A 21,103-nucleotide genomic window follows, 5' to 3' on the forward strand; every position below is an offset into this window, starting at 1 on the left:
AATTGGCCTCCTCATATTTTTGTATACATCATGCGCAGTTTTTCTTTAAAGCTTGATTTTGTTTTTGGTCATTTCGTTCCAGCGCCCTGCTCCAGCCCGTCAGCGCGACGGCGCCGAGCACCATCAAAGCTCCGGCCCATGGAGTGTGAATCAAACCGATCGACTGTGTGATGGCGCCTCCTGTATAAGATCCGATCGCGATCCCGGCGTTGAATGCAGCGATATTGACAGCTGATGCGACATCTACCGCCCCCGGAACAAACCGTTCAGCCAGAATTACCACATAGGACTGGAGCCCGGGGACATTCATAAATGCTAAAAATCCCATCAGCATGATGACGATAAAGCCCGCTGCCTGATAAGGAGCAGCCGCCGTTAAGATGAGAAGCACAACCGCTTGGGCGATGAACATATAGAATAATGCAGTAAGCGGTTTTTGGTTGGCCGCTTTACCTCCGATGATATTTCCGAGCGCGACGGCAATGCCGTAAGCAAGCAAAATGACGGCAACAGCTTCCTGTTTAAAACCTGTCACATGCTGAAGCAGCGGGGATAAATACGTAAAGACAACAAATGTTCCTCCATAACCAAGCGCCGTAATGATGAATAAAAGCAGCAGACGGCCATTGGTTACAAGTTTCAATTGGCTCTTGAAAGACGTTCGGACGCCTTTCGGCAAATCGGCCGGAACAAGAAAGCTGTTGGCGATAAACGCCAGTGCGCCGACAGCGACAATCGCCGCAAAAGCAATCCGCCAGCCGAACAGCTGACCGAGGAACGTGCCGATGGGAACTCCGGTAATCATCGCAATCGTCAGACCGGTAAACATAATTGATATCGCTCCGGCTCTTTTATCCGCCGGGACCAGGCTTGCCGCAATCGTTGAACCGATTGACATAAATACGCCATGAGAAAACGCGGAAATCACGCGGGCGGTTAATAAAACACCGATGCTTCCGGCACATGCCGCAAGCCCGTTTCCGATCATAAAAATAATCATAATCACAAGCAACAGCGCTTTTCTCGGCATACTCGATGTGACAGACGTCAATACGGGTGCGCCGACTGTCACGCCCAAAGCGTATAACGATACAGTCAGCCCCGCGGTCGTCACTGAAATGTTCATGTCATCAGCAATTAAAGGCAGAAGCCCCACGCTGATGAATTCGGTTGTCCCGATGGCAAATGCGCTGGCCGCCAAGGCTAAAAGCGCTAATATACTGCGTTTTTTATCATGAACAGAAGTCATTCTTTTTCCCCCTTTCGTTTTTAATGTATAGCAAATGTCTGCCGGCAAATGATATTATGGTACATATCATCCATAAAAAAAAGTACGCACTTTTAAGTGCGATAGGAACCAAAAAGTTAGATAGGTACTTTTCGGTTCCTATGGTTTGGAGGAGAACATGAAGCCGAAAAAGTACAATATATCTGTCGAAGCTACACTTGAAGTAATTGGAGGTAAATGGAAATGTGTGATTTTGTGCCATTTGACGCACGGCAAAAAACGCACGAGCGAGCTGAAGCGGCTGATGCCGAACATTACGCAGAAAATGCTGACCCAGCAGCTGCGCGAACTGGAGGAGGACGGCGTCATCAATCGGCTCGTGTACCAGCAGGTGCCGCCGAAGGTCGAATACGAACTCAGCGAATACGGATGGACGCTTAAAGACATATTGGATTCATTGTGCGCCTGGGGTGAAACACATATTACGAAAGTGTATGGAGACAAATTTGCCGTTTTGGAGGACAGCGTGCTGAATGAACAATTAAAGGAAACATAATAAATAGATGGAGGTCAGGATGGGAAAATGGTTTCTTTCCGGAGGCGGAGATGCGCACCAAACTGAACGGCTGGATCGGCATTTTGCCGGGAGCCTCTGCCCGCATAAGCCTTTGTTGTATATTCCGATTGCCATGGACGCCGACAGGTATGATGAAGGCTTCGATTGGATCAGCCGGCTCTTTCACCCGCTCGGCGTTAAAAATATCGTGATGTGGACGGATGTCAAAGGCAAAACCGTGCACGATTTAGACGCATTTTCTGCCGTATATATTGGCGGAGGAAATACGTTTCGTCTGCTCAAACAATTCATTGAATCACATTTTATCGAGGTGTTAAAGCGCTATGCCGAAAGCGGCGGCGTCATTTACGGCGGAAGCGCAGGCGCCGTCATTCTCGGAAAGAACATCATGACTTGCTCTTATATGGACCGCAATGCTTGCGGATTGCGCGATTTTAACGGATTAAAGCTTCTGGGAGACTATGCGGTTTGGTGTCACTACAAGGTTGAACATGATCCGCTGATTAAAAGGTATAGGCATGCCTTTGACACTCCCGTCATCGCCTTGCCGGAAGAAACGGGAATCGCCGCAAGCATTTCAGACATCCGGGTCATCGGAACAAAGCCTGCCCGGATTTTTAATGAAGACGGCGCGGTATTCGTTTCAGATCAATTTGTTTTATAAAGCAAAAAACGCTTCGGCTCATCGGCGAAGCGTTTTTCTTGTTTTTGCGGCTGCAAGCCGTTTGACCAGGCTTTCCGTCAGAAAAAACACGGTGAGACTCAAACCCAGCAAAACAGAAAAATTTGACATCAACGGCTCACGATCAACATATTCAAAAGCATGATGCACAAAAAGTATCACGGCCCAGAAAATGATAGCCGCACGGCAAGCTGTGTCTGCGGCTTTTTTCCTTTTGGGTCTGCATACATGACAGCGCCTCTCAAGGAGACTCTCACGCCCCAATCTGCTGATTTCCTTCGCACTTACTGTGTTTTGATTTCCTCTTCCGTTTCATAAAACCGGGCCAGCTCCACAATCATCGCTCCCATTCGTTCGAGGCCGGGAGCGAGCAGGCGTTCAACTCCTTCTTCTCTTAAAGCTTCTGCCGTCACTTTTCCGACAGCGGCTGCCAACACGCTGTCTTGAAAAGATTGGACAATTTTCTCCGCATAGCCGTTTTCTTTCGCAAAATGAAAAAGCGAGCGGACTTGGACGGCTGTTGTAAAGGAAACCGCATCCACTTCACGGTTGATGACCTCGCTGCACAATAAGGCGACGGTTTCCCGGTCCGGTGCAACATGGCGATACGGCAGAAGCGGAAAAACAGCTGCACCTTTCTCTTCCAAAAACTGAAGCAGTGACGGTGCGTTTTCGCCGTGAAGCTGTACCATCACCCGTTTCCCGGAAAAATCATGGGATTGAAGCGAGTCGATCAGTCCTTTGGTGGTGCCGTCTTCATCCGCCGCAACCGGCGTAATGCCGAGCTTTTTTAATGCGGCGATTGTTTTGTAGCCTCTCGATGCCGCCTTCGCCCCGCGGATCGCTTGTAAATAGCGCTCACCGATCCCCAGTTTATCAGCTAGGTTGACAAGCGTCTCCGTCCCGATTCCGGTCGTGAAAATCACCCAGTCGGCTCCCGTTTCAACAAAGGCTCGCAAATCAGGACCTACTTCTTTTTCGGCCAAAAACACGGTACCCTGAAGGGAACGTACGACGGGAACCCCGCCTTGCTTTTTGATTAATGTGCTCATTTCATCCGTTTTTCGCGATGCTCCGATGGCAATTCTTCTGCCGTTCAATCCTTTTCCCAATCCAATCCCTCTTTTCCGTATCTGTTTCTATCAATGTAATGGTTTACTATCATCTTCCAAATGAGATATGATTGAATTATCAAAAAATAACAGGAGGTTTTTCAATGCATTCTCAATTTGAAACCCGAGCCGAGCATTTGACGAAACATGCCCGTTTTTTCGAGTATACCACTGCCTCTGACCCGATTGGAAGCGGAATAATCAGTCCGATTCCTGTGAAAGAGTTCGGACCTGAATTGTATGAAACAGGTGAAACGCGGATCATCCCGCTGGACATCTCAGAAGAACTGAAGACGGAATATCCCGCTTCAAGCCCTTCCCTTCTCGCCCACTTCATCAAGATTCGTTCGGGCGACACCATTCACACCGCCCCCCGCGCGACAAGCGAACTATATTACATTGTCAGCGGCGCAGGGCGTACCGAAGCGGGCGAAGATACGATTCACTGGCAGAAAGGCGATTTTTTGACTTTGCCTGCCGGTTCAAGCAGCCAGCATACCGCAGCAGAAGATGCAGCCATTTATTACATCACCGATTCACCTCTCCTGCATTATTTGGGCGTAAAGCCGTCGGAATCCCGCTTTCAACCAACCATCTACACCGCTGAACAGGCAAAAGCAAAATTGGCTGAAGCGGCCGCCGCTCCTGACGCCCGTTTCCGAAACCGTATTTCCGTTCTTTTAAACAATGATATATTCGATCAAACGCTGACGATCACCCATGTATTGTGGGCGATGTTCGGCATCGTGCCTCCCGGCTCCAATCAAGCGCCCCACAGCCACAAGTCGGTGGCTCTCGATTTTGTCGCCTATGCCGCACCAGGGACGTACACATTAGTCGGAAGCAAAATCGATCCGGCCACAAAGGAAATCATCGATCCGAAACGGATTGACTGGGTAACCGGAAAAGCCTTCATTACACCGCCGGGATTATGGCATTCCCACCATAATGAGTCAGGTGAAGCGGCCTATATCATCCCCATCCAAGATGCGGGCCTGCAAACATACCTCCGGACACTGGATATTCAATTTCAGCATTATGAAAAATGAAAAAGCGGGAAGCCGGATCATTCTTTTCGGCTCCCCGCTTTTCTATTCGTTTTTCGCTTTCTTGGATATCATGTCCGCGATTTCTTCGGCCTGCGCCTGAACAGCGTTTGGATCATACGGCCAGAACCTGTCCGGATCGAGGAAAAAGACCTTGCCTTTTTTCACCGCGTCAAGCGACTTCCAAACCGGATTGTCCTGATCAAGCTTTCCGTTGTATGATTCATCGACAAATATGTAGTCTCCGGCATATTTCGGCAGAACTTCGAAAGATATGGCTTTATATCCGTCAGCTGTATCAATGGCATCCTTTTTAACAGATTCAGGCGGCGTCAGTCCCAGCTGCGTATAGATCGCTTCTCCGCCCCGATACCCGTAGGCCCCGTAGACATACACAGATTTTGCATATGCGCCGATTAAAGAGAACGTTTCACCTTGTACAGATGCATCTTTGATTTTCGCGCGGGCGGCTTTCATTTTTTGATTAAACGTTTTCGTCCACTCCCGAGCCTCCTTTTCCTTGCCGAGCAGCTTGCCAAACGTTTTCATTTCATCGCGTGCATCTTTAAACGTGCCGAACGGATAAACGACAGTCGGAGCGATTTTTGAGAGCTTTTCATATTCTTTTTTATCGTTTGTCATCGATACGATCAAATCGGGTTTAAGCTTAAGAATCTTTTCCACAGATACTGAAAAACCGTCTTTTCCCCCGATATTCTTTATTTCTGAAATATGATCTTTAATATAGGGACTTTCAAGATATTTCCCTGTTTCTCCAAGCGGCTTGATTCCGAATGCAAGCATTGTCCCGGCATATCCTATCGTAACGACGCGCTTCGGATTGGCCGGTACAGTGACATTTCCGTTGATTGTTTTCACCACTCTTGTTTTCGCTTCGTTCTTTGATGCCGTCTGTTTTTGGCCGCTTTGACAGCCTGAAAGAAAAACAGAAAATGCGAGTAAAACGGTCAATATATAAGAATACTGCTTTTTCGTCATGTTCAACCCTCCAATTGATAATAATTATCATTATCAATATACAGGATAATTGTCACCATGAGAAGTCTTTATTTGCTTTACGGCTGATCAGGCCGCTCATTCCGTCGATAGTATTCGATGACAAATTCTTTAAAGTTGCGTGCCGCCGGCGATAAATAATAGTCTTTCAAAACGGCGAGACCGATCGTCCTCTCAGAACGGTAGTCTGACACTCGGCAAAATGCCACCGGAGAATGGATATGTTCCGCCGTTTTCGGCAGGATCGCCGCACCGAGCCCTGCTGACACAAGGCCCAAAATCGTCGACACTTCTTCCCCTTCAAACGCAAGCTTCGGGCTGATGGACAGTTCCCGGCACATTTGATCAAACACATATCGAAGACCATAACCCGGCTTAAAACCGACAAAGTCCTCATGGGCAATGGATCTGATCGCGACTTCTTTCCGATCTGCGAGCGGGTGGTCGGCGGGAAGCACCAGGTAAAGCGGTTCAGTATCCAGCACCGTCCATTCAAGAAGTTCGTTTGGAAGGGGTGGTGAGCTGAGACATATATCAGCCTCGCCCGTCTCCACCATATGCTGAAGATGTTCATTTGCGGCCTGATACAGACGGAACGCAACATTCGGGTATTTCTTTTTAAAACCGGCAATCAGCTGCGGCATCAGGCGTGAACCAAGCGTATGCAAAAAAGATACCGAGATTTCCCCGGCATTCGGATTGACGCTTTCCCTGATTTGCTGGACGCCTTCGTCAAGAGCAAGGCGGGCCTGTTTCGCTTTGATGAGGAACTGCTCGCCGTACTTTGTCAGGCGGATCGATTTTGTTTTTCGAATAAACAGCGGGACGCCCAATTCTTCTTCAAGCTTTTTGATCGACCTGCTCAAAGCCGGCTGGGAAATCCTTTGTTCCAGGGCGGCTTTTGTAAAGTGTTTATGCCTGCTCACGGCAATAAAATGGTCAATTTGATAGAGTTCCAATGCTCATCCGCTCCTTCATAACTAGAATGCATGATGTTGATAGATATTATAAATTAGACACATCACAAATGAAAGCGTACCATGAAACATAGATTGTCATTCTGGAAAAGAGGAGCTACCATGACTTACATACAGCCGCATACGAAAGATTATCAAAAAGCAAGCATCGCTTTATTCATCAGCGGTTTTGTGACATTTGCCACGCTTTACACCACACAGCCGCTCATGCCTCTGTTTGCGGAGGAATTCGGCATATCGGCGGCAGCTGCAAGCTTAACTTTATCCATTTCAACAGGTATATTGGCTTTTGCATTACTCACGGCAGCAGCTTTATCTGACGGATTCGGCCGGAAGACGATTATGGCAATATCCCTGTTTGCGACATCTGTGCTCGGCCTCTTGACCGCCTTTAGTCCGAACTTCGCGGGGCTCTTGGTGATGAGAGGGCTGCTTGGCTTTTTCCTTGCAGGCGTACCCGCGATCGCCATGACTTATGTCGGAGAGGAATTTGATCCGCGAGGGCTCGGGAAAATGATGGGGTTATACATTAGCGGCACAAGCCTTGGAGGAATGAGCGGAAGGCTTTTGACCGGCCTTTTGACAGACTTGTTCAGCTGGCGTGCAGCGCTTGGAATCATCGGGGGATTATCAGTGCTATTAAGCTATTTGTTTTGGATTTTGCTGCCCCGGCCACAGCACTCCGCTAAGCGAAAAACGAGCATGAAAAAGGCGAGCCTCGCCTACTCTGCCGTCTTGATGAACAAACGGCTGCTGTCGATTATTTCACTCGGATTTCTATTAATGGGAAGCTTTGTTACGCTGTTCAATTATATCGGATTTCAATTGATGGGACCTCCGTACAGACTCTCTCAAACTGTCATCGGGTTCATCTTTATCGTTTATTTGGCAGGGGCAATTAGTTCCGTTTATATGGGAAAGAAAGCCGACCGTTTTGGCAGCCCGCTGATGCTGAAAATCGGGATTGCCATTATCGCGGGAGGCGCATTGCTTACGCTTCTGCCTCAGCTTTCTCTGAAAATCGCCGGAATCGCTGTCTTTACATTCGGATTTTTCGGCTCGCATTCGATCGCAAGCTCCTGGGTCGGGCAGACGGCCGGCGAACAGCGCGTTCAAGCTTCCTCTCTTTATTTGCTGAGCTATTATCTCGGCTCAAGCTTAGCGGGGTCTTTCGGAGGCTTCTTCTGGACTCATTTTAAATGGCCGGGAATCGTCGCCTTCATTACCTTGTTGCTTTTGGCCGCTTATCCGGCAATTTTCTTTGCCGAAGCCAAAAGGAACAAGCGGCAAGACGATACACAGATCCGAAATAAAAGCTAAACTTTCTTCACCACATGCCGATATTTAAATCAAAGCCAGCATGACGATTCCTCCTGAAGATCAGCCGTTTTTAGAATGAATAAATGCAGCCTGTCATGTTGGCTTTTCCTTTATCTCCCTCTATAATGGTTTGAGGGGGAATCATCTTGCTTAAAACAATCGGATTTTACGGAATTTTGGCATCTGTAGGTTTGAATCTTTTTCTCCGGGCAGGGCTCAAGATCAACGGCACAGCGAATGATATTATCTCAATGGCCTCCCTGGTGTTCGGGCTGATGTACGTATGGAGCGATTTGAAAAAACATAGTGCAAAAACGCTCATTTTACAAGGAATCGTTCTCGTCATCTCTGTGGCGTTATTGGTGTTTGTCATCATGAAAGGGCAAACATTCATTGCTTCTCTGCCTTTTTTCGAGGGCTGGGAGACGCCGGCAAAATGGGTGTATATTTTGCTCGTTTTGTTCTTGGGATCAAACCTTTTCATCTATATCAATGAAAAAATCACAAGCTCTAAAAAAGAGGCATCCTGATCCATTCAGAATGCCTCTTTTTGTTTTATGTTCTTGCGATGCTGTCCGCATTCACGTCATGTTGGGAAACGCCGCCGTCCCACACATCCTTTGCATAGCGCCCTTCTTCCAAAAGTCCGGACAGCCAGCTTTCCGACTCTTCCTGACTCGCTCCCTGTACAATGCGGTACGCCTCACACAAAGCTTGTTCAACAGCGGGAGCCATGCGGCTTCCGTCTCCGCACACATACAGGCGGCCGCCTTCGTTCAACAAGTGAATCAGCATGTCTGCATCCTCTCTGAGCAAATCTTGCACATATGTTTTCGGACGGCCTTCAAGCCTGGAAAACGCTGTATGCAAATGGACGATTCCGTCCTTTTCCGCTTGCTCCAATTCGTCTCGATACAGAAAATCTTCGTCCGGACGGCGGCAGCCGAAGTACAAATGCGCTTCCCCGAGCTTTATCCCGGCATCGCGCTGGATGCGGCGCGCCTGAAGAAATCCGCGGTAAGGTGCGATTCCGGTGCCCGGTCCGACCATGATCACCGGTGTTTCAGGATCTTCAGGAAGCCTGAAGCCTGACTGGGGCTCCCTGATGAAACAAGAAATCGCGTCTTTCGGCGCAAGGCCTGCGAGATAGTTCGATGCGACCCCCTTATATTGCCCGCGGCCGCTCAATGCCGGGCCGCTTACGACAGAGACGGTGATGCTTGTTTGCCGCGGGTTAAGCTGCGGCGAACTGGAAATCGAGTAATACCTCGGTTTTAGCGGAGGCAGAAGCGCCAGAAAGCGGGCGAACGGCAGTTCACAGGCCGGGTATTGTTCAAGCAGGTCAAGCATTGTCAGCCGTTTTTTCAACACTTGATTCTTATAGACGTCATCTTTCAGCAGGTCTTCAAGCTCGCGCTGATGAGGCGGACAAACAGTATGTGCCGCCAACTCGCGAATCTGGGCCCTTGCGGCCGGTTCCTGGAGCTCGACGCAATGTTGAAAAAGATCCTTGACATGAACAGGCCGCTCCAAAGGCAAATGTGATGCTTGATTCCGGCCGCTGATCAAAATTTGTTCATCTCCGTTCAGCCCAAACCGCTGAAAAACACGTTCAATCAGCACCCCGCTGTTTTGCGGAAGCACCCCGAGATGGTCTCCCTCCTGATATGCGGTACCTTCAGGAAGCGATATTTCAATATGCCTCGTGCTTCTTCCGCTCTCTTCACACTGCAGTTCCCGGTTTGCCGATATTTTCGCTGTAAACACCTGATAAGCTTTAGCCAGCGGCGCAGCCGCAGGTGCGCTTACAAACTCGACAGATATGGCTTGCCTGTCTGTTTCTGTTTGATTCGGATCGGGTTCGGACAATGAAAATTCGGTTCTTAAAAGCGGCCACAGATCGTTTTTCCATGATTCAAACTGTCCTTCAAAATCATCGCCTGCGTCCCCTTCTCCGAGCTTGTGCAGCCTTTGGGCGCCTCTATTTTCCAATGCGCTGTCAATCAGGCGCGGAATCCGCTGGTAGGTGCTGGCCCAGCTCCGGTTACCGCAGCCGAATACCGCATATTTGACACCGTGCAAATCGCCTGTCTGATCATGCTCAAGCCAATTGACAAATTCCCTTGCGCAATCGGGCGGGTTTCCGTTATAGGAAGCCGTCACAATGATAACAGCCCCTTCTGCCGGGAGGGCGCCTGGATATTGATCAAGCTCCGCCGTCCGGCTTCGGTATCCTTGCTCACGCGCTTCTTCAGCAAGCTCCTTTGCAACCTCTTCGGCTGTGCCGAGATTTGAACCGTAAAGCACAAGGAGAGGAGTTCCGTGCGTATTTTCCGCAGCCGGTGCGGAAGGCTTTTCTTCCTGCCGCATGTTCTCTTCAGGTTGAGCACCCGGTGTCACCATCATTGCTTCTTTTTTCCTCGGCCTTACCCTGATTGTGAAGCCATCCGGTTTTAATGTCAGCGATTCTTTGATCTTCAATTGGTAGTTTGCATGATCTTCAAGATCAAAGTACTGAAGAATCATGCCGAGCACAAGCGTCGCTTCGTGAAGGGCGAACTGCATGCCGATGCATGCCCTTTGGCCGTTGCCAAACGGTTTGTATGCGTGCGCCGGAATGCTGTCCATCTGCTCGAACCGTTCAGGCCGGAACCCCTCGGCATCTTCTCCCCAGACGCTTTGATCCCTGTGCAGTTTTGGGATGAGCACTGTGACGCTCTGGCCTTTCGGAATCAAGTATTTTCCCCCGATAACCGTTTCGTCTTTTGCGTAAAGAGAGAAAGCCGGCGCCGTCGGCCAAAGCCTTATCGATTCATTCAAAATCATTCGGATGTATTTCAGCTGCTGAACCTGTTTGTAAGAAGGAACGGGATCAGTCAGCACGCGGTCTGCTTCTTCATACGCTTTTTTAAGCTTATCTGGATGCTTCAGGAGCAGATAGATCGCAAACGATAATAAACCGCTCGTCGTCTCGTGCCCGGCGATCAAAAACGTAATGATTTGATAGCGGATATTCTCATCATCCAGTTTTTCGCCGGTCTCAGGGTCTTTCGCATGAAGCATAAGCGATAAAAGGTCATTTCCACTTTCGCCGCCGGCCTGCTTCCGGTCAGCGATGATCCGGTCAACAAGAGAAAACATCGACTCAACATCGCTGTCAAACTGACGCTTCGTTTGGACCATCAGCTTATCCTGCAGCGGAAAGCGTTTCGTCTGTCTCATCGCTTCACTCAACCCCCGGACCATGCTCTCGATAAACGGATGCTGTCCTTCGCGGTAAAAGCTGTTAAAGCGGTAGTTAAATCCGCATAAACCGATCGTATCCAGCGTCAGCCGCGTCATATCATCCGGTACATCAATGCTTTCATCCTGATTGAGACGGGACCACTTTTGGATGAGCTGGACGGCGATGTCCTGCATCATGGGATGGTATCCCTTCATCGCTTTTTGGCTGAAGCTCGGCAGAAGGATATTGTGGGCTTTCCGCCAATTGGGTTCCTTCGTCCAGCTCGTAAACAGCCCGTCTCCGCTGAACTCGCGAACCTTCAATAGCCCCTTCCCCATGTTTTTGTCAAACCGGGACTCGTCAGAGACTTCTTTCACCAGTTCATGGCTGGACACAAATATCCCAATCGCATCCGCAAACTTAAATTGAAAGATAGGCCCCATCTCGTCCGCGATTTTCCAAAGAGACTGGGAGACCTTGTTTTTGTCAAGCAAAGGCAGGTTGCCGAGCGGCCCGTAAGTTTTAGGGATTGGAATTCCATTTAACATGTTCATGAAAATCATCCTTTCTGTTTTGAAAAAAGCTTTCATCCATGATATTTGACAGCATGCCAGGAACATTCTTCAATCTCTTTGATCAGTCCGGTAGGATCTTCGATTTCCCCGGCCCTTACCAATTTCTGAATATGAACGAACGCCCCGAATACCACAGCCGACAAGATGTGAGAAGGCAAGGGGCGAATCACGCCGGCCGCTTTCCCTTTTTCAAAAAATAAATAGACGAAATCCAGCAGTTCGTTTAAGACTTCACGGCTTTTCTCTGTCAGGTAATGAGAGGTTTTGTCAATTTCCAAAAAATAAAGCGCATGGACATTTTCCTGAGAAAACTCGAAAAGGCAGCGGAAAATATGCTGAAATTGTTTTTTTATCCCTGCTGAATCTTCAGGATAGTCCTCCTCAATCTTTTCTTTAAATCTCTTCACACTGTCTTGGAACAAGACGTTTACAAGGTCTTCCTTGCTGTCAAAGTAGCGGTAGATGGTGCCTGCACCGACGTTTGCCTTCTCGGCAATCATCGGAATGGTTGCGGCGTCAAAGCCACGGTCTGCGAAAAGGACGAGCGAAGCCTCGATAATCTTCTGATATTTGCTTTCCGATTCCATTGATTTTGCCCTCCAAGCCAGCGGAATGAACGTTCATTCCGCTTTTCCAATACATTCACTTTTTGACAGAACACTCGAAAATTCCTTTTTTAATATAAAATTTTTTAAAGGAAAACAAAAAAAGGGAGAATAGACCCAACTGTTGACATGAGTTGAAATTCATAAATCGAATGGAGGCAGTGCGGCTGTTTAATAGTATTCTTATATATTAATTTCGATTAAAAAAGAGGAACTGATATGTCATCAGTTCCCTCTGCCATCGGATTATTTTGCTTTTTTGACTTTTAATATGCTCGCTTTGCTCGTATTGCCGGCTTTATCTTTTGCAGTGACCGCTAAAACAGTGTTTGCCTTTTGTTTTTTTATTTTAACGGAAAACGCGCCTTTTTTATCGGCCTTGCCGGTTCCAAGCGTTTTCTTTCCTGCTTTGACGGTGATGGCGGCGTTTGCCTCTGCTTTCCCCTTAACGGCCGTGCTCTTGTTTGTTACCGTATTCACTTTTGGCGTGGGCGGGGGAGTTTTGTCAAGCACAGTGACGGCTTTCGCTTTGCTGACATTCCCGGCTTTATCCTTTGCTGTTACACTGATGACCGTTCCGGCTTTTTGCCTGCTGATTTTCAGCTTGTATTCACCTTTTCCGGTCGCTTTACCGGAAGCGATCGTCTTTCCTTTTACTTTTGCGCTGACTTGCGCGTTTGCTTCTGTTTTTCCCTGAATCACCGTACTTTTATCGGAAACCGGATAAACTTTCGGGGCGCCTGGCGGGATGACATCAGCAACCGTCATTTTAACATCGCCGCTTTCTCTGTAGTCATCAGCAGATGCGGAGACATACAAAACGGCATATTCTTTTTGCTTATTGATGTTCACTTTAAACGCTCCGGATGCATCCGCTTTGCCTTGCGCGATCACTTTTTTGGACGCGTTTTTCACTTTGATCGTGTAGCCGGCTGCCGTTTTCCCCGTTACGGCAGTATCTTTGTTCGTGATGCGTTTGACGGAAGGGTTTTTCGGCGCTTTTTCCACGACGGTTCTGAGCGAGGCTTCCGCCTGATAACCCGATGCCGCGACATGAAGAACTTGCCCCGCCTTCTGGGCCGGAATTTTCACTGAAAACGCGCCTGATTTTCCGGCTGTTCCCGTGCCCAATACTTGCTTCCCTCGCAAGATTTTGACCGCCACACCGCTTTTGGCTGTGCCTGTCACTGCCGTATGGCGGTTTAAAACGGGATGAACCTTCATGTTCAGCTCAAAAACGCTGGCTGCGTGATAAACATTCAGCCTCCCCCACCCGGAAACGAAATCATAACCAGGGATTTGAGCAGCCGGTTCTACATCCAGATCATAGTCCGGGTTGGGATTATCCTGTTCTTCAAATGCCACATCTGCTGTCGTCTCGGTCAATAGCTTTGCGACTTGCTTTGGTTTCAAAGATGGATTCTGTGACAAAAGAAGTCCTGCTGCAGCTGCAACATGCGGCGCCGCCATGGATGTTCCGCTCATATAAGTGACATTTCCGTCCGGAACGAGGCTTGGAATATCGGTTCCCGGCGCCACCATATCGAGACCTTTTCCATAATTGGAATAGTCCGAGACGAGATCGAGGTTATTGGTCGCCCCGACTGAAAGCGTATATTTCGAAGATGCCGGGTACGAAATCTCCGACACTCCGTCATTGCCGGTGGCGGCAACGATCGTCACATTTTTGGACGCCGCGTATTTGAGCGCATATTCCATCACCCTGCTGTATGGTCCGCCAAGGCTTAAATTAATGACTTTTGCACCGTGGTCGGCAGCATAGATGATGCCGTTGGCAATCTGTTCCGTATCTCCGCTTCCTGAAGAATCCAGCACTTTGACAGGCAGGATTTTGGCATAGGCATTGATTCCCGCCATTGAAAAATGGTTGTCTTGCGCAGCTGCGATGATGCCTGAGACGTGTGTGCCGTGGCCATTGTCATCCATCGCGTCCGCGGTGCGGCCGATATAGTTATAGCCTTCGTCTTTTTTGACGCTGCCGCTTAAATCGGCAAGCGTATGATCAACACCCGTATCGACAACGGCGATTACTGTATCTCTCAGCTTTTTGCCTTTCATCAGCTTTTGAAGCTGTTCAAATTGTATATCTGCATTCGCAGCACGGTTTTTGCCGTTATTTTTGAGCGACCATTGATATGGATACTGGGTGTCCGCTGACAGTGCTTCATATTGCTGAACCTGTTCGACGAATTCCACTTCAGGCATCTTGGCGATCTTGGCAGCTGCCGTCTGATATTGCTTTGCCGCCGCTTTGAATCCGGCAGAACGGCTTTCCTTCATTTCCACAACATACATATCTTTAAATTCCGTTTTATTTTTACCAAGGGGTTCTAATGCCTTGACGCCGGAAGATTGGGCTTTAGATTTGAAAGAACTCAGTTTTTTGCCGTCTTTCAATTTTACAATATAGCGTTTTTCGGGCGCGCTTGATGAAGCTGTCGCCATCCCCGCTTTCTCCAGCACAGCCGATACTTTGCTGCCTGTTAATTGTTCGATGCCGATGTCTTTTGCGACTTGATCCAGCTGTTTTTTCAGCGATTCGGGAACGGACGCGCGTGCTGTTTCGTACAGGCTGCTGATCGCTTTTTGATCATCATTCGTCATGGTGTATGCGCTCTCTTGTCCGTTTTTTGCGACATCGGCAAACAGCGGCTTCAGCTGCACCAAATCTTTGTAGACACTGTCTCTCATCGATTTGTTAAAGAGCATTTTTGCGCTGATGAATGGAGCTGCTTTATAGTAAAGGGAAGACAGCTCTTTTCCTTTTTCAGTTTTTGAAAGAACTTCATCCCTGATCGTTCTTAACTGTTTTAATATGCCCTTGCCGGTTTCCCTTTCGGAGACGCTTAATTCTGCCGGACACTCTTCTTCCGCCTCCTGGTTTGCCGGAGGCAGGGTGACGCCTTCATAGCTGATGGTGTAAGAAATATCTGTAATTGAAGTGGTTTCGTTTTCCTCATCATGGTGATTTTCTACTTTTATGTAGTAAGGACCTTTCCAGGCAATCGGAAAATCGATTAAAGCGGGATTATTTTCATAGGAGTAGCCGTTGTATCTGTCAAACGTTTGGTGATCAGCTGCGTTTTCCAGGCTGGAGTAAACGGAAATGTTCAGCTCTGCATCTGATTTCAGTTTAACGCGGAAATGCGTGTGGTTTGCGATTTCCTGATTTGAAGGATTGATTTTATACCAATGCGCCTCATCATCGCTTTGAAATGACGCTTCAACTGGGGACGCGCCGGTCAGTGTGGTTTCGTTAATCGGAACACTGTCTTCGGCCGCCATAGTCTTCGGTAGAGGCAGCTGGCCAAAAATCAATGCAACAAGGAGAAAGAAAGCAATTGAACTTTTCACGATCCTTTTGTTCATAAATACCTCCGGAAAATATAGTAAAAACGTTCACTTTGATATTAAACCATGTTTGCTATGTTATTGGAATACTTTTCTTTAAAAATCAAAAATATGATATTTAAGATCTGGTTTCAACTCTATCAAACATAAAAAATCCCTCTCGTATGAAAGGGATGATCGTACAAAGCTCACGATTTTACCGCAGAAATGCAGCAGTCATTTTCGTTCATATGTACCGTGATGTCTCTGAAATGGCTTTCTTCAAGCAGTTGCTTGATTTGCTCTTCTGAGTATAAGGAAAAGCCTTTTGTTTTTTTCGATTTTTTCAATTGCCCTTCCAGATGGACGGCGAGAAACAGCGTGCCGTCAACCTGTAAAACACGGTAAATTTCTTTTAATGCTTGTTTGAAATCCGTCCAAAAATAAAGGGTGTGGACTGAATATACTTTATGAAAAGAACGGTCCGGATAAGGAATGTTTTCGGCATGGCCGAGCTTCAATTCGGCTTTTCCTTCTTCTTTCATATGACGGATTCGCCGCATCCCTTGCTTGACCATGCTTTTTGAAGCGTCTATGCCGCAGGCTTTGCCGCTTTCAAGCATCTCCGCGATCTGATAAAGCGCCGCTCCGCTTCCCGTTCCGATTTCAAGGATGCGCTCATGCGGACAGACATCCATTAAATTGATGGTCCATTCGTTTATATCATGATTTCCGTTTTCCATATATGACGCGACCCATTTCGACAAAATGCCTCTCGGGCTCCGCAATTGTTTTCCAAGCCATTGTTCAAACACGTTATAACACCTGCTTTAATAACTAATTAGCCCGGTTTTTCAGGTTGCAAATCGTTCAAACGGGCCTTTCACCAATCATATCGGTCAATAAACCGAATATTAAAAGCATTAGCAAAAATAACTGCATTCTTTTGTTACATTCCATAACTAGACGGCTTCAGCTTTGAAAATGTTTCGCTTTAAGAAAACTGTTTTTTTAATGAATTGGTCTATCCGCCCTTTCCACAACTCAAACCCATGCATAGTATATATGGAATTTTCACTAAAAGGTGGTGCTATTTATGGGCTTTGGTTACGGCGGCGGATGCTGCGGCGGCTGGGGTGGCTACCCTGGCGGATACGGCGGTGGATACGGCGGCGGATACGGCTATGGAGGCGGATTCGCGCTTGTTGTGGTTCTATTCATTCTGTTAATTATCATCGGCGCTTGTTACGTCTGCTAAATGAACAGGAGGGGGGCTTTAAATCCCCCCTTTTTATTTTGCCATTCAGTTTGTCCACATGAAAAAGAGCAGAAAACAAACGTTTTCTGCTCTTTCTCAATAATACCAATAATGCGGCCAATACCCGAATTGGCGCGCCATCTCCATTCTTTGGCGCCGGTACGGATTACCGTATCCGTGCTTGAAAGAATGAGGCATTGATGTATACCCGTGGCCGATAAAAGGCATTCTGCCGTTTTTCTGCATGCTTTTCACCCGCATTCATTGAATTGCTTGCTTCATATTATGCAGAAAAGCGGAGATGCGGAACTCGTATCAGCCCCGGCTAAACCTGGTCCTTCTCCCGAGTGTAATGTGCCAACAGTTCCCTTCTATGCATCATCTTGATCTCCTCCTTTATTTTTTTTCGCGCTTTAAGCTAGCGCTGGCTGTTCATGTAAAGATATTTCAGCTGCAGGTCTTTCATTTCATTGTACATTTGTTCGATTTCGTATTCTCGCTCGTACTCTTCCGGACTTTTAAATCGTCTCTGAATGGTTAGTGTTAAGAAGAATAGATTTATTGTCACATCGCTCACCTCCTTTCAAGTTCGCTAAAAACAAAAACAGCCCGCAGATTATCTGACAAACCTGCGGGCGCAAACAAAAACCGCCAGATAAAAACGAATCGAGTCTTTATCTTGCGGGAGGAGCAGCGTATGATTATGCCTAACTTCCTAACGGACCGGCTGTGCTGAAAAAGCATCGGTTAAGGAAGTGCACAATCTCTCCCACAGGTTTGATGAATCATGATATTGGCGTTCACAAAGTCTAATGTATGTAGTCAGTGCTGGTTTCATGTTCATCAACCTCCTTTGCTTTTTGTTTACTTTGTAAGTATATCCATCAAATTCCTGTTTGTAAACCGTTTTTTTAATAAATGGACGGATTGATCAAACAAAAAAAGCGGAGAGCCCCTCTCTGAGTCTCTCCGCTTACGATTCTTCCATCTCATCTAATTGTCTTTTATATTTAAGCGAGCGCTTCACACAATAGAAGGCTCCTCCCAAAAAGCCGCATGTCGCGAGCATCATTGTCATCTTTTGGCCGGTTTCCAAACCTTGTCCGGGAATGACCGATCCGATATATAAAAATGCGCTTACGCTGAGAAGCGTAAAAGCAAACTGCTTATAGTCTTCCATCAGCGATTTGACTTTTTTCTTCTGCATGTCATGATCACCTGCTTTTGTTTCATAATGGATATGATTCAGGATAACATAGATTGACAGATGACCAGACATGTAAATTCAGCCATTTTAAGAAATCGGGGCCAGCGCTTGCTGCAAGTCTTCCAACAGATCGTCAATATCTTCTACCCCGGCGGAAATGCGGATCAATCCGTCTGTAATGCCAAGCTCCAGCCGGCGTTCACGCGGGATCGAAGCGTGAGTCATCCGCGCCGGCACTGAAATCAGGCTTTCAACCGCGCCAAGGCTTTCGGCAATCGTAAACCATTTCAGACGGCCAAGGACAATGTCCACGTTCTCTTCTTTTCCGATATCAAACGAGATCATGCCGCCGAAGCCCGTGCTTTGCCGCTTGGCAAGCTCATGTCCCGGATGGGACGGCAGCCCTGGATAATAAACCTTTTTGACGGCCGGATGATCATCTAAAAAAGCTGCGATTTTCCTGGCATTTTGCTCATGCGCTTCCATTCTCAAGCCAAGGGTTTTCATCCCCCTCATTAAGAGCCAGGAATCCTGAGGCCCGAGAATCCCGCCTGTAGAATTTTGAATGAAATGGATCTCTTCTGCGAGTTCCTTCGAGGCTGTCACAACCAGTCCGCCGACGACATCGCTGTGTCCGCCCAAGTACTTCGTCGCGCTGTGAAGGACGATATCGGCTCCCAACGAGATTGGGTTTTGAAAGTACGGTGTGTAGAAGGTGTTGTCGACAATCAGCAACAGGCCGTGCTTTTTCGCTGTTTCAGCGGCTTTCTTGATGTCCGTGATTTTCAATAAAGGATTTGTCGGCGTCTCAACATAAATCGCTTTTGTATTCGGCTTGATCGCTTTTTCGATGTCTTCAATGCTGCTCGTATCACTGAAGGTCGCTTCAATGCCGATGCGATTCATCACCTTTGTCATCACGCGGTATGTGCCGCCGTATACATCATCTGTCAACACGATGTGATCGCCGCTTTTAAAAAGCATCATGACCGCTGTGATCGCTGCCATCCCAGAGCCGAACGCGTAGCCTGCTTTACCGCCTTCAACATCCGCGATCAAGGATTCGAGCGCCGTTCTTGTCGGATTTCCCGTCCGGGAATATTCGTATCCTGTATGCTGTCCGGCGCGCGGCTGTTTGTACGTGCTGACTTGGTAAATAGGAACCGATACCGCTCCTGTTTTTTCGTCTCCTGTAATGCCGCCGTGGATCATTTTCGTTTTTGGCTTCATCTTATATTCCTCCTTCGTAAATTTTTTTGCTTAAATAGCGGTCGCTGCTGTCGGGGAAAATTGTCACAATGTTTGTGCCGGCTTTCGCTTTTTCGGCTTCTTTCAACGCGGCAAACAACGCGGCGCCTGATGAGCTTCCGATCAGAAGCCCTTCCTTTTCAGCGGCTTCTTTTACAAGCCGGAACGCCTCTTCGTCAAGCACGGTGTAAATCTCATCGAAATGGCTTTCGTCCATATATTCCGGAATGAATTCCATTCCGATTCCTTCGGTTTTATGTCCGTGCGGTTCTCCTCCGTTTAAAATCGAGCCTTCAGGTTCAACAATAACCGTTTTAATGGACGGATTTTTTTCTTTTAGAAACTTGGCGGTTCCCGCAAATGTCCCGCCTGATCCCGCACCGGCGACGAAGACGTCAATCCGGCCCTCTAGATCATCCCATATTTCCGGGGCGATCGTTTTATAGTAAGCCAATGGATTTACTGGGTTTTTAAACTGCAAAATGCAATAAGAATCAGGAATCTCCTTCTCAAGTTCAAGTGCCTTTTCAATCGCACCCTTCATTCCGGCACTTCTGGGGGTATGAACAATTCGAGCGCCGAGCGCTTTCATGATCGACTGTTTTTCCATGCTGAAATGCTCGGGCACGCAAAAAACGGGTCTAATCCTGTGCTTTCTGGCGGCGAGGGCAAGGCCGATTCCCGTATTGCCTGCTGTCGCCTCAATAACCGTTCCACCGGGTTTCAGCTTTCCCGAATCGACGGCTTCAGCAATCATCACTTCTCCGAGCCGGTCTTTAATGCTGCCTCCCGGATTCATCATTTCAAGCTTTGCATATATGTTAACACCGCTGGGGATATGAAAATTCAAAATCTGCAGAAGCGGCGTTTTACCGATCAATTGGGTGATGTCCTTGATCACATTCATGTTCCTTCCTCCTTCAAGAGGTGCAAAACAGAGGGGGGCTCCCCCCTGTTTTTAATTGATTCTTTTGATCATGCGGAGCACAAGATCTGTCGAATGCTTGGCAGCCTGCTCCAAAAATTGGTCAAATGAAATTTCAGACTCTTTTCCGGCGATGTCTGAAAGCGCCCTGATGACAACGAACGGCGTATTAAATTGATAGGAAACCTGTGCGACAGCAGCCGCTTCCATTTCAACCGCGTAAAGATCTGCAAACTTGCCGCGGATGAATGCCACGCGGTCAGGATCGCTCATAAAGGAGTCGCCTGTTGCAATCGTTCCTTTGACAACCTGAATGTGTCCCAGTTCAGACGCTTCGGCTTCCGCCGCTTGGATCAATGTACTGTCGGCCTTGTATGCGGCCGGCAGATTCGGAACCTGTCCATATTCATAATCAAATGCCGTGACATCGACATCATGATGGCGGACTTCGGTCGAGATGACGATGTCTCCGACATTAAGCGAATGATGGAAGCCGCCGGCTGATCCGGTGTTGATGACAACGTCCGGTTTAAAGCGGTCGAGCAGAATCGTCGTGCTCATGGCTGCATTGACTTTGCCGATGCCGGACTTTAAAAGTACGACTTCTTTTCCTTCATAAAATCCGCTGGTAAATTCACAGTTTGCGATGACTTCTTGGTTCGTCTGTTCGAGCTTGCTTCGCAAAATCGTGACTTCTTCTTCCATTGCTCCGATAACTGCGATTTTCATATCTTAAAACTTCCCTTCAA

General features: G+C 47.8%; 20 protein-coding genes. 6 read left to right on the plus strand and 14 right to left on the minus strand.

Annotated elements, in window-relative coordinates; genetic code table 11:
* Positions 1 to 28: 28 nt before the first annotated feature.
* A complete protein-coding gene (locus tag MHH76_RS14450; protein WP_043054418.1) occupies positions 29 to 1,249 on the minus strand; it encodes an MFS transporter in 1,221 nt (406 codons plus the stop codon).
* A gap of 157 nt (positions 1,250 to 1,406) precedes the next feature.
* Between MHH76_RS14450 and MHH76_RS14455 the strand changes: the two genes are divergently transcribed.
* Together MHH76_RS14455 and MHH76_RS14460 are read left to right on the plus strand one after the other, a co-directional pair.
* Positions 1,407 to 1,784 carry a helix-turn-helix domain-containing protein gene (locus MHH76_RS14455; RefSeq protein ID WP_020452368.1) on the plus strand — a complete coding sequence of 126 codons (378 nt, stop codon included), beginning with the start codon at positions 1,407 to 1,409 and terminating at the stop codon, positions 1,782 to 1,784.
* 19 nt (positions 1,785 to 1,803) lie between these two features.
* Entirely contained in the window at positions 1,804 to 2,469 is a 666-nt protein-coding gene (locus tag MHH76_RS14460; RefSeq protein ID WP_020452369.1) for a peptidase E, read from the plus strand.
* Positions 2,470 to 2,771: 302 nt separating this feature from the next.
* On the opposite strand, the gene MHH76_RS14465 is transcribed toward MHH76_RS14460, so the two are convergent.
* Positions 2,772 to 3,599 carry a uroporphyrinogen-III synthase gene (locus tag MHH76_RS14465; RefSeq protein ID WP_020452370.1) on the minus strand — a complete coding sequence of 276 codons (828 nt, stop codon included), beginning with the start codon at positions 3,597 to 3,599 and terminating at the stop codon, positions 2,772 to 2,774.
* 104 nt (positions 3,600 to 3,703) lie between these two features.
* Between MHH76_RS14465 and MHH76_RS14470 the strand changes: the two genes are divergently transcribed.
* Positions 3,704 to 4,648, plus strand: a complete 945-nt coding sequence (locus tag MHH76_RS14470) for a hypothetical protein (protein ID WP_020452371.1) — start codon at positions 3,704 to 3,706, stop codon at positions 4,646 to 4,648.
* Positions 4,649 to 4,690: 42 nt separating this feature from the next.
* Here the strand turns inward: MHH76_RS14470 and MHH76_RS14475 are convergent, their stop codons facing one another.
* Together MHH76_RS14475 and MHH76_RS14480 are read right to left on the minus strand one after the other, a co-directional pair.
* The gene (locus tag MHH76_RS14475; RefSeq protein WP_020452372.1) at positions 4,691 to 5,644 is read right to left on the minus strand and encodes an iron-hydroxamate ABC transporter substrate-binding protein; all 954 of its coding nucleotides are present in this window, start codon (positions 5,642 to 5,644) and stop codon (positions 4,691 to 4,693) included.
* Positions 5,645 to 5,721: 77 nt separating this feature from the next.
* On the minus strand, positions 5,722 to 6,621 hold the full coding sequence (locus tag MHH76_RS14480; protein WP_020452373.1) for a LysR family transcriptional regulator: 900 nt from the start codon (positions 6,619 to 6,621) through the stop codon (positions 5,722 to 5,724).
* A gap of 120 nt (positions 6,622 to 6,741) precedes the next feature.
* Here MHH76_RS14480 and MHH76_RS14485 point away from each other — a divergent pair, with 120 nt between their 5' ends.
* Both MHH76_RS14485 and MHH76_RS14490 read left to right on the plus strand, forming a co-directional pair.
* Complete coding sequence (locus MHH76_RS14485) at positions 6,742 to 7,959, plus strand: MFS transporter (protein ID WP_020452374.1); 1,218 nt, start codon at positions 6,742 to 6,744, stop codon at positions 7,957 to 7,959.
* Positions 7,960 to 8,105: 146 nt separating this feature from the next.
* Positions 8,106 to 8,489, plus strand: coding sequence for a YoqO family protein (locus tag MHH76_RS14490; RefSeq protein ID WP_020452375.1), 384 nt, complete (start codon positions 8,106 to 8,108; stop codon positions 8,487 to 8,489).
* A gap of 25 nt (positions 8,490 to 8,514) precedes the next feature.
* Here MHH76_RS14490 and MHH76_RS14495 read toward each other — a convergent pair whose 3' ends face one another.
* The 4 genes from MHH76_RS14495 to MHH76_RS14510 all read right to left on the minus strand — a co-directional run bounded on the left by MHH76_RS14495 (position 8,515) and on the right by MHH76_RS14510 (position 16,531).
* Positions 8,515 to 11,739 (minus strand): bifunctional cytochrome P450/NADPH--P450 reductase, encoded by a 3,225-nt coding sequence (locus tag MHH76_RS14495; RefSeq protein WP_020452376.1) that lies wholly within the window; start codon positions 11,737 to 11,739, stop codon positions 8,515 to 8,517.
* Between the two features lie 32 nt (positions 11,740 to 11,771).
* Positions 11,772 to 12,347 carry a TetR/AcrR family transcriptional regulator gene (locus MHH76_RS14500; protein ID WP_020452377.1) on the minus strand — a complete coding sequence of 192 codons (576 nt, stop codon included), beginning with the start codon at positions 12,345 to 12,347 and terminating at the stop codon, positions 11,772 to 11,774.
* Positions 12,348 to 12,611: 264 nt separating this feature from the next.
* Entirely contained in the window at positions 12,612 to 15,755 is a 3,144-nt protein-coding gene (locus tag MHH76_RS14505; protein ID WP_020452378.1) for an Ig-like domain-containing protein, read from the minus strand.
* A 170-nt stretch (positions 15,756 to 15,925) separates the two neighbouring features.
* Positions 15,926 to 16,531 (minus strand): class I SAM-dependent methyltransferase, encoded by a 606-nt coding sequence (locus tag MHH76_RS14510; protein ID WP_020452379.1) that lies wholly within the window; start codon positions 16,529 to 16,531, stop codon positions 15,926 to 15,928.
* A 281-nt stretch (positions 16,532 to 16,812) separates the two neighbouring features.
* Here MHH76_RS14510 and MHH76_RS14515 point away from each other — a divergent pair, with 281 nt between their 5' ends.
* The gene (locus MHH76_RS14515) at positions 16,813 to 16,974 is read left to right on the plus strand and encodes a YjcZ family sporulation protein (RefSeq protein WP_020452380.1); all 162 of its coding nucleotides are present in this window, start codon (positions 16,813 to 16,815) and stop codon (positions 16,972 to 16,974) included.
* 96 nt (positions 16,975 to 17,070) lie between these two features.
* On the opposite strand, the gene MHH76_RS14520 is transcribed toward MHH76_RS14515, so the two are convergent.
* From MHH76_RS14520 to mtnN, 6 genes are all read right to left on the minus strand, one after another.
* Positions 17,071 to 17,220 (minus strand): hypothetical protein, encoded by a 150-nt coding sequence (locus MHH76_RS14520; protein WP_164468297.1) that lies wholly within the window; start codon positions 17,218 to 17,220, stop codon positions 17,071 to 17,073.
* 172 nt (positions 17,221 to 17,392) lie between these two features.
* Positions 17,393 to 17,542: a YrzI family small protein gene (locus MHH76_RS14525; RefSeq protein WP_020452381.1), complete on the minus strand. Its 150-nt coding sequence runs from the start codon at positions 17,540 to 17,542 to the stop codon at positions 17,393 to 17,395.
* 405 nt (positions 17,543 to 17,947) lie between these two features.
* Positions 17,948 to 18,181, minus strand: coding sequence for a YrhC family protein (locus tag MHH76_RS14530; RefSeq protein ID WP_011198155.1), 234 nt, complete (start codon positions 18,179 to 18,181; stop codon positions 17,948 to 17,950).
* 87 nt (positions 18,182 to 18,268) lie between these two features.
* Positions 18,269 to 19,411: a bifunctional cystathionine gamma-lyase/homocysteine desulfhydrase gene (locus MHH76_RS14535; protein ID WP_025811067.1), complete on the minus strand. Its 1,143-nt coding sequence runs from the start codon at positions 19,409 to 19,411 to the stop codon at positions 18,269 to 18,271.
* A gap of 1 nt (position 19,412) precedes the next feature.
* Positions 19,413 to 20,336 (minus strand): cysteine synthase family protein, encoded by a 924-nt coding sequence (locus MHH76_RS14540; protein ID WP_020452383.1) that lies wholly within the window; start codon positions 20,334 to 20,336, stop codon positions 19,413 to 19,415.
* Between the two features lie 51 nt (positions 20,337 to 20,387).
* Positions 20,388 to 21,083: a 5'-methylthioadenosine/S-adenosylhomocysteine nucleosidase gene (mtnN, locus tag MHH76_RS14545; RefSeq protein WP_020452384.1), complete on the minus strand. Its 696-nt coding sequence runs from the start codon at positions 21,081 to 21,083 to the stop codon at positions 20,388 to 20,390.
* Positions 21,084 to 21,103: the final 20 nt, after the last annotated feature.

Source organism: Bacillus sp. FSL L8-0193 (assembly GCF_037976065.1).
Lineage (GTDB): Bacteria > Bacillota > Bacilli > Bacillales > Bacillaceae > Bacillus > Bacillus paralicheniformis.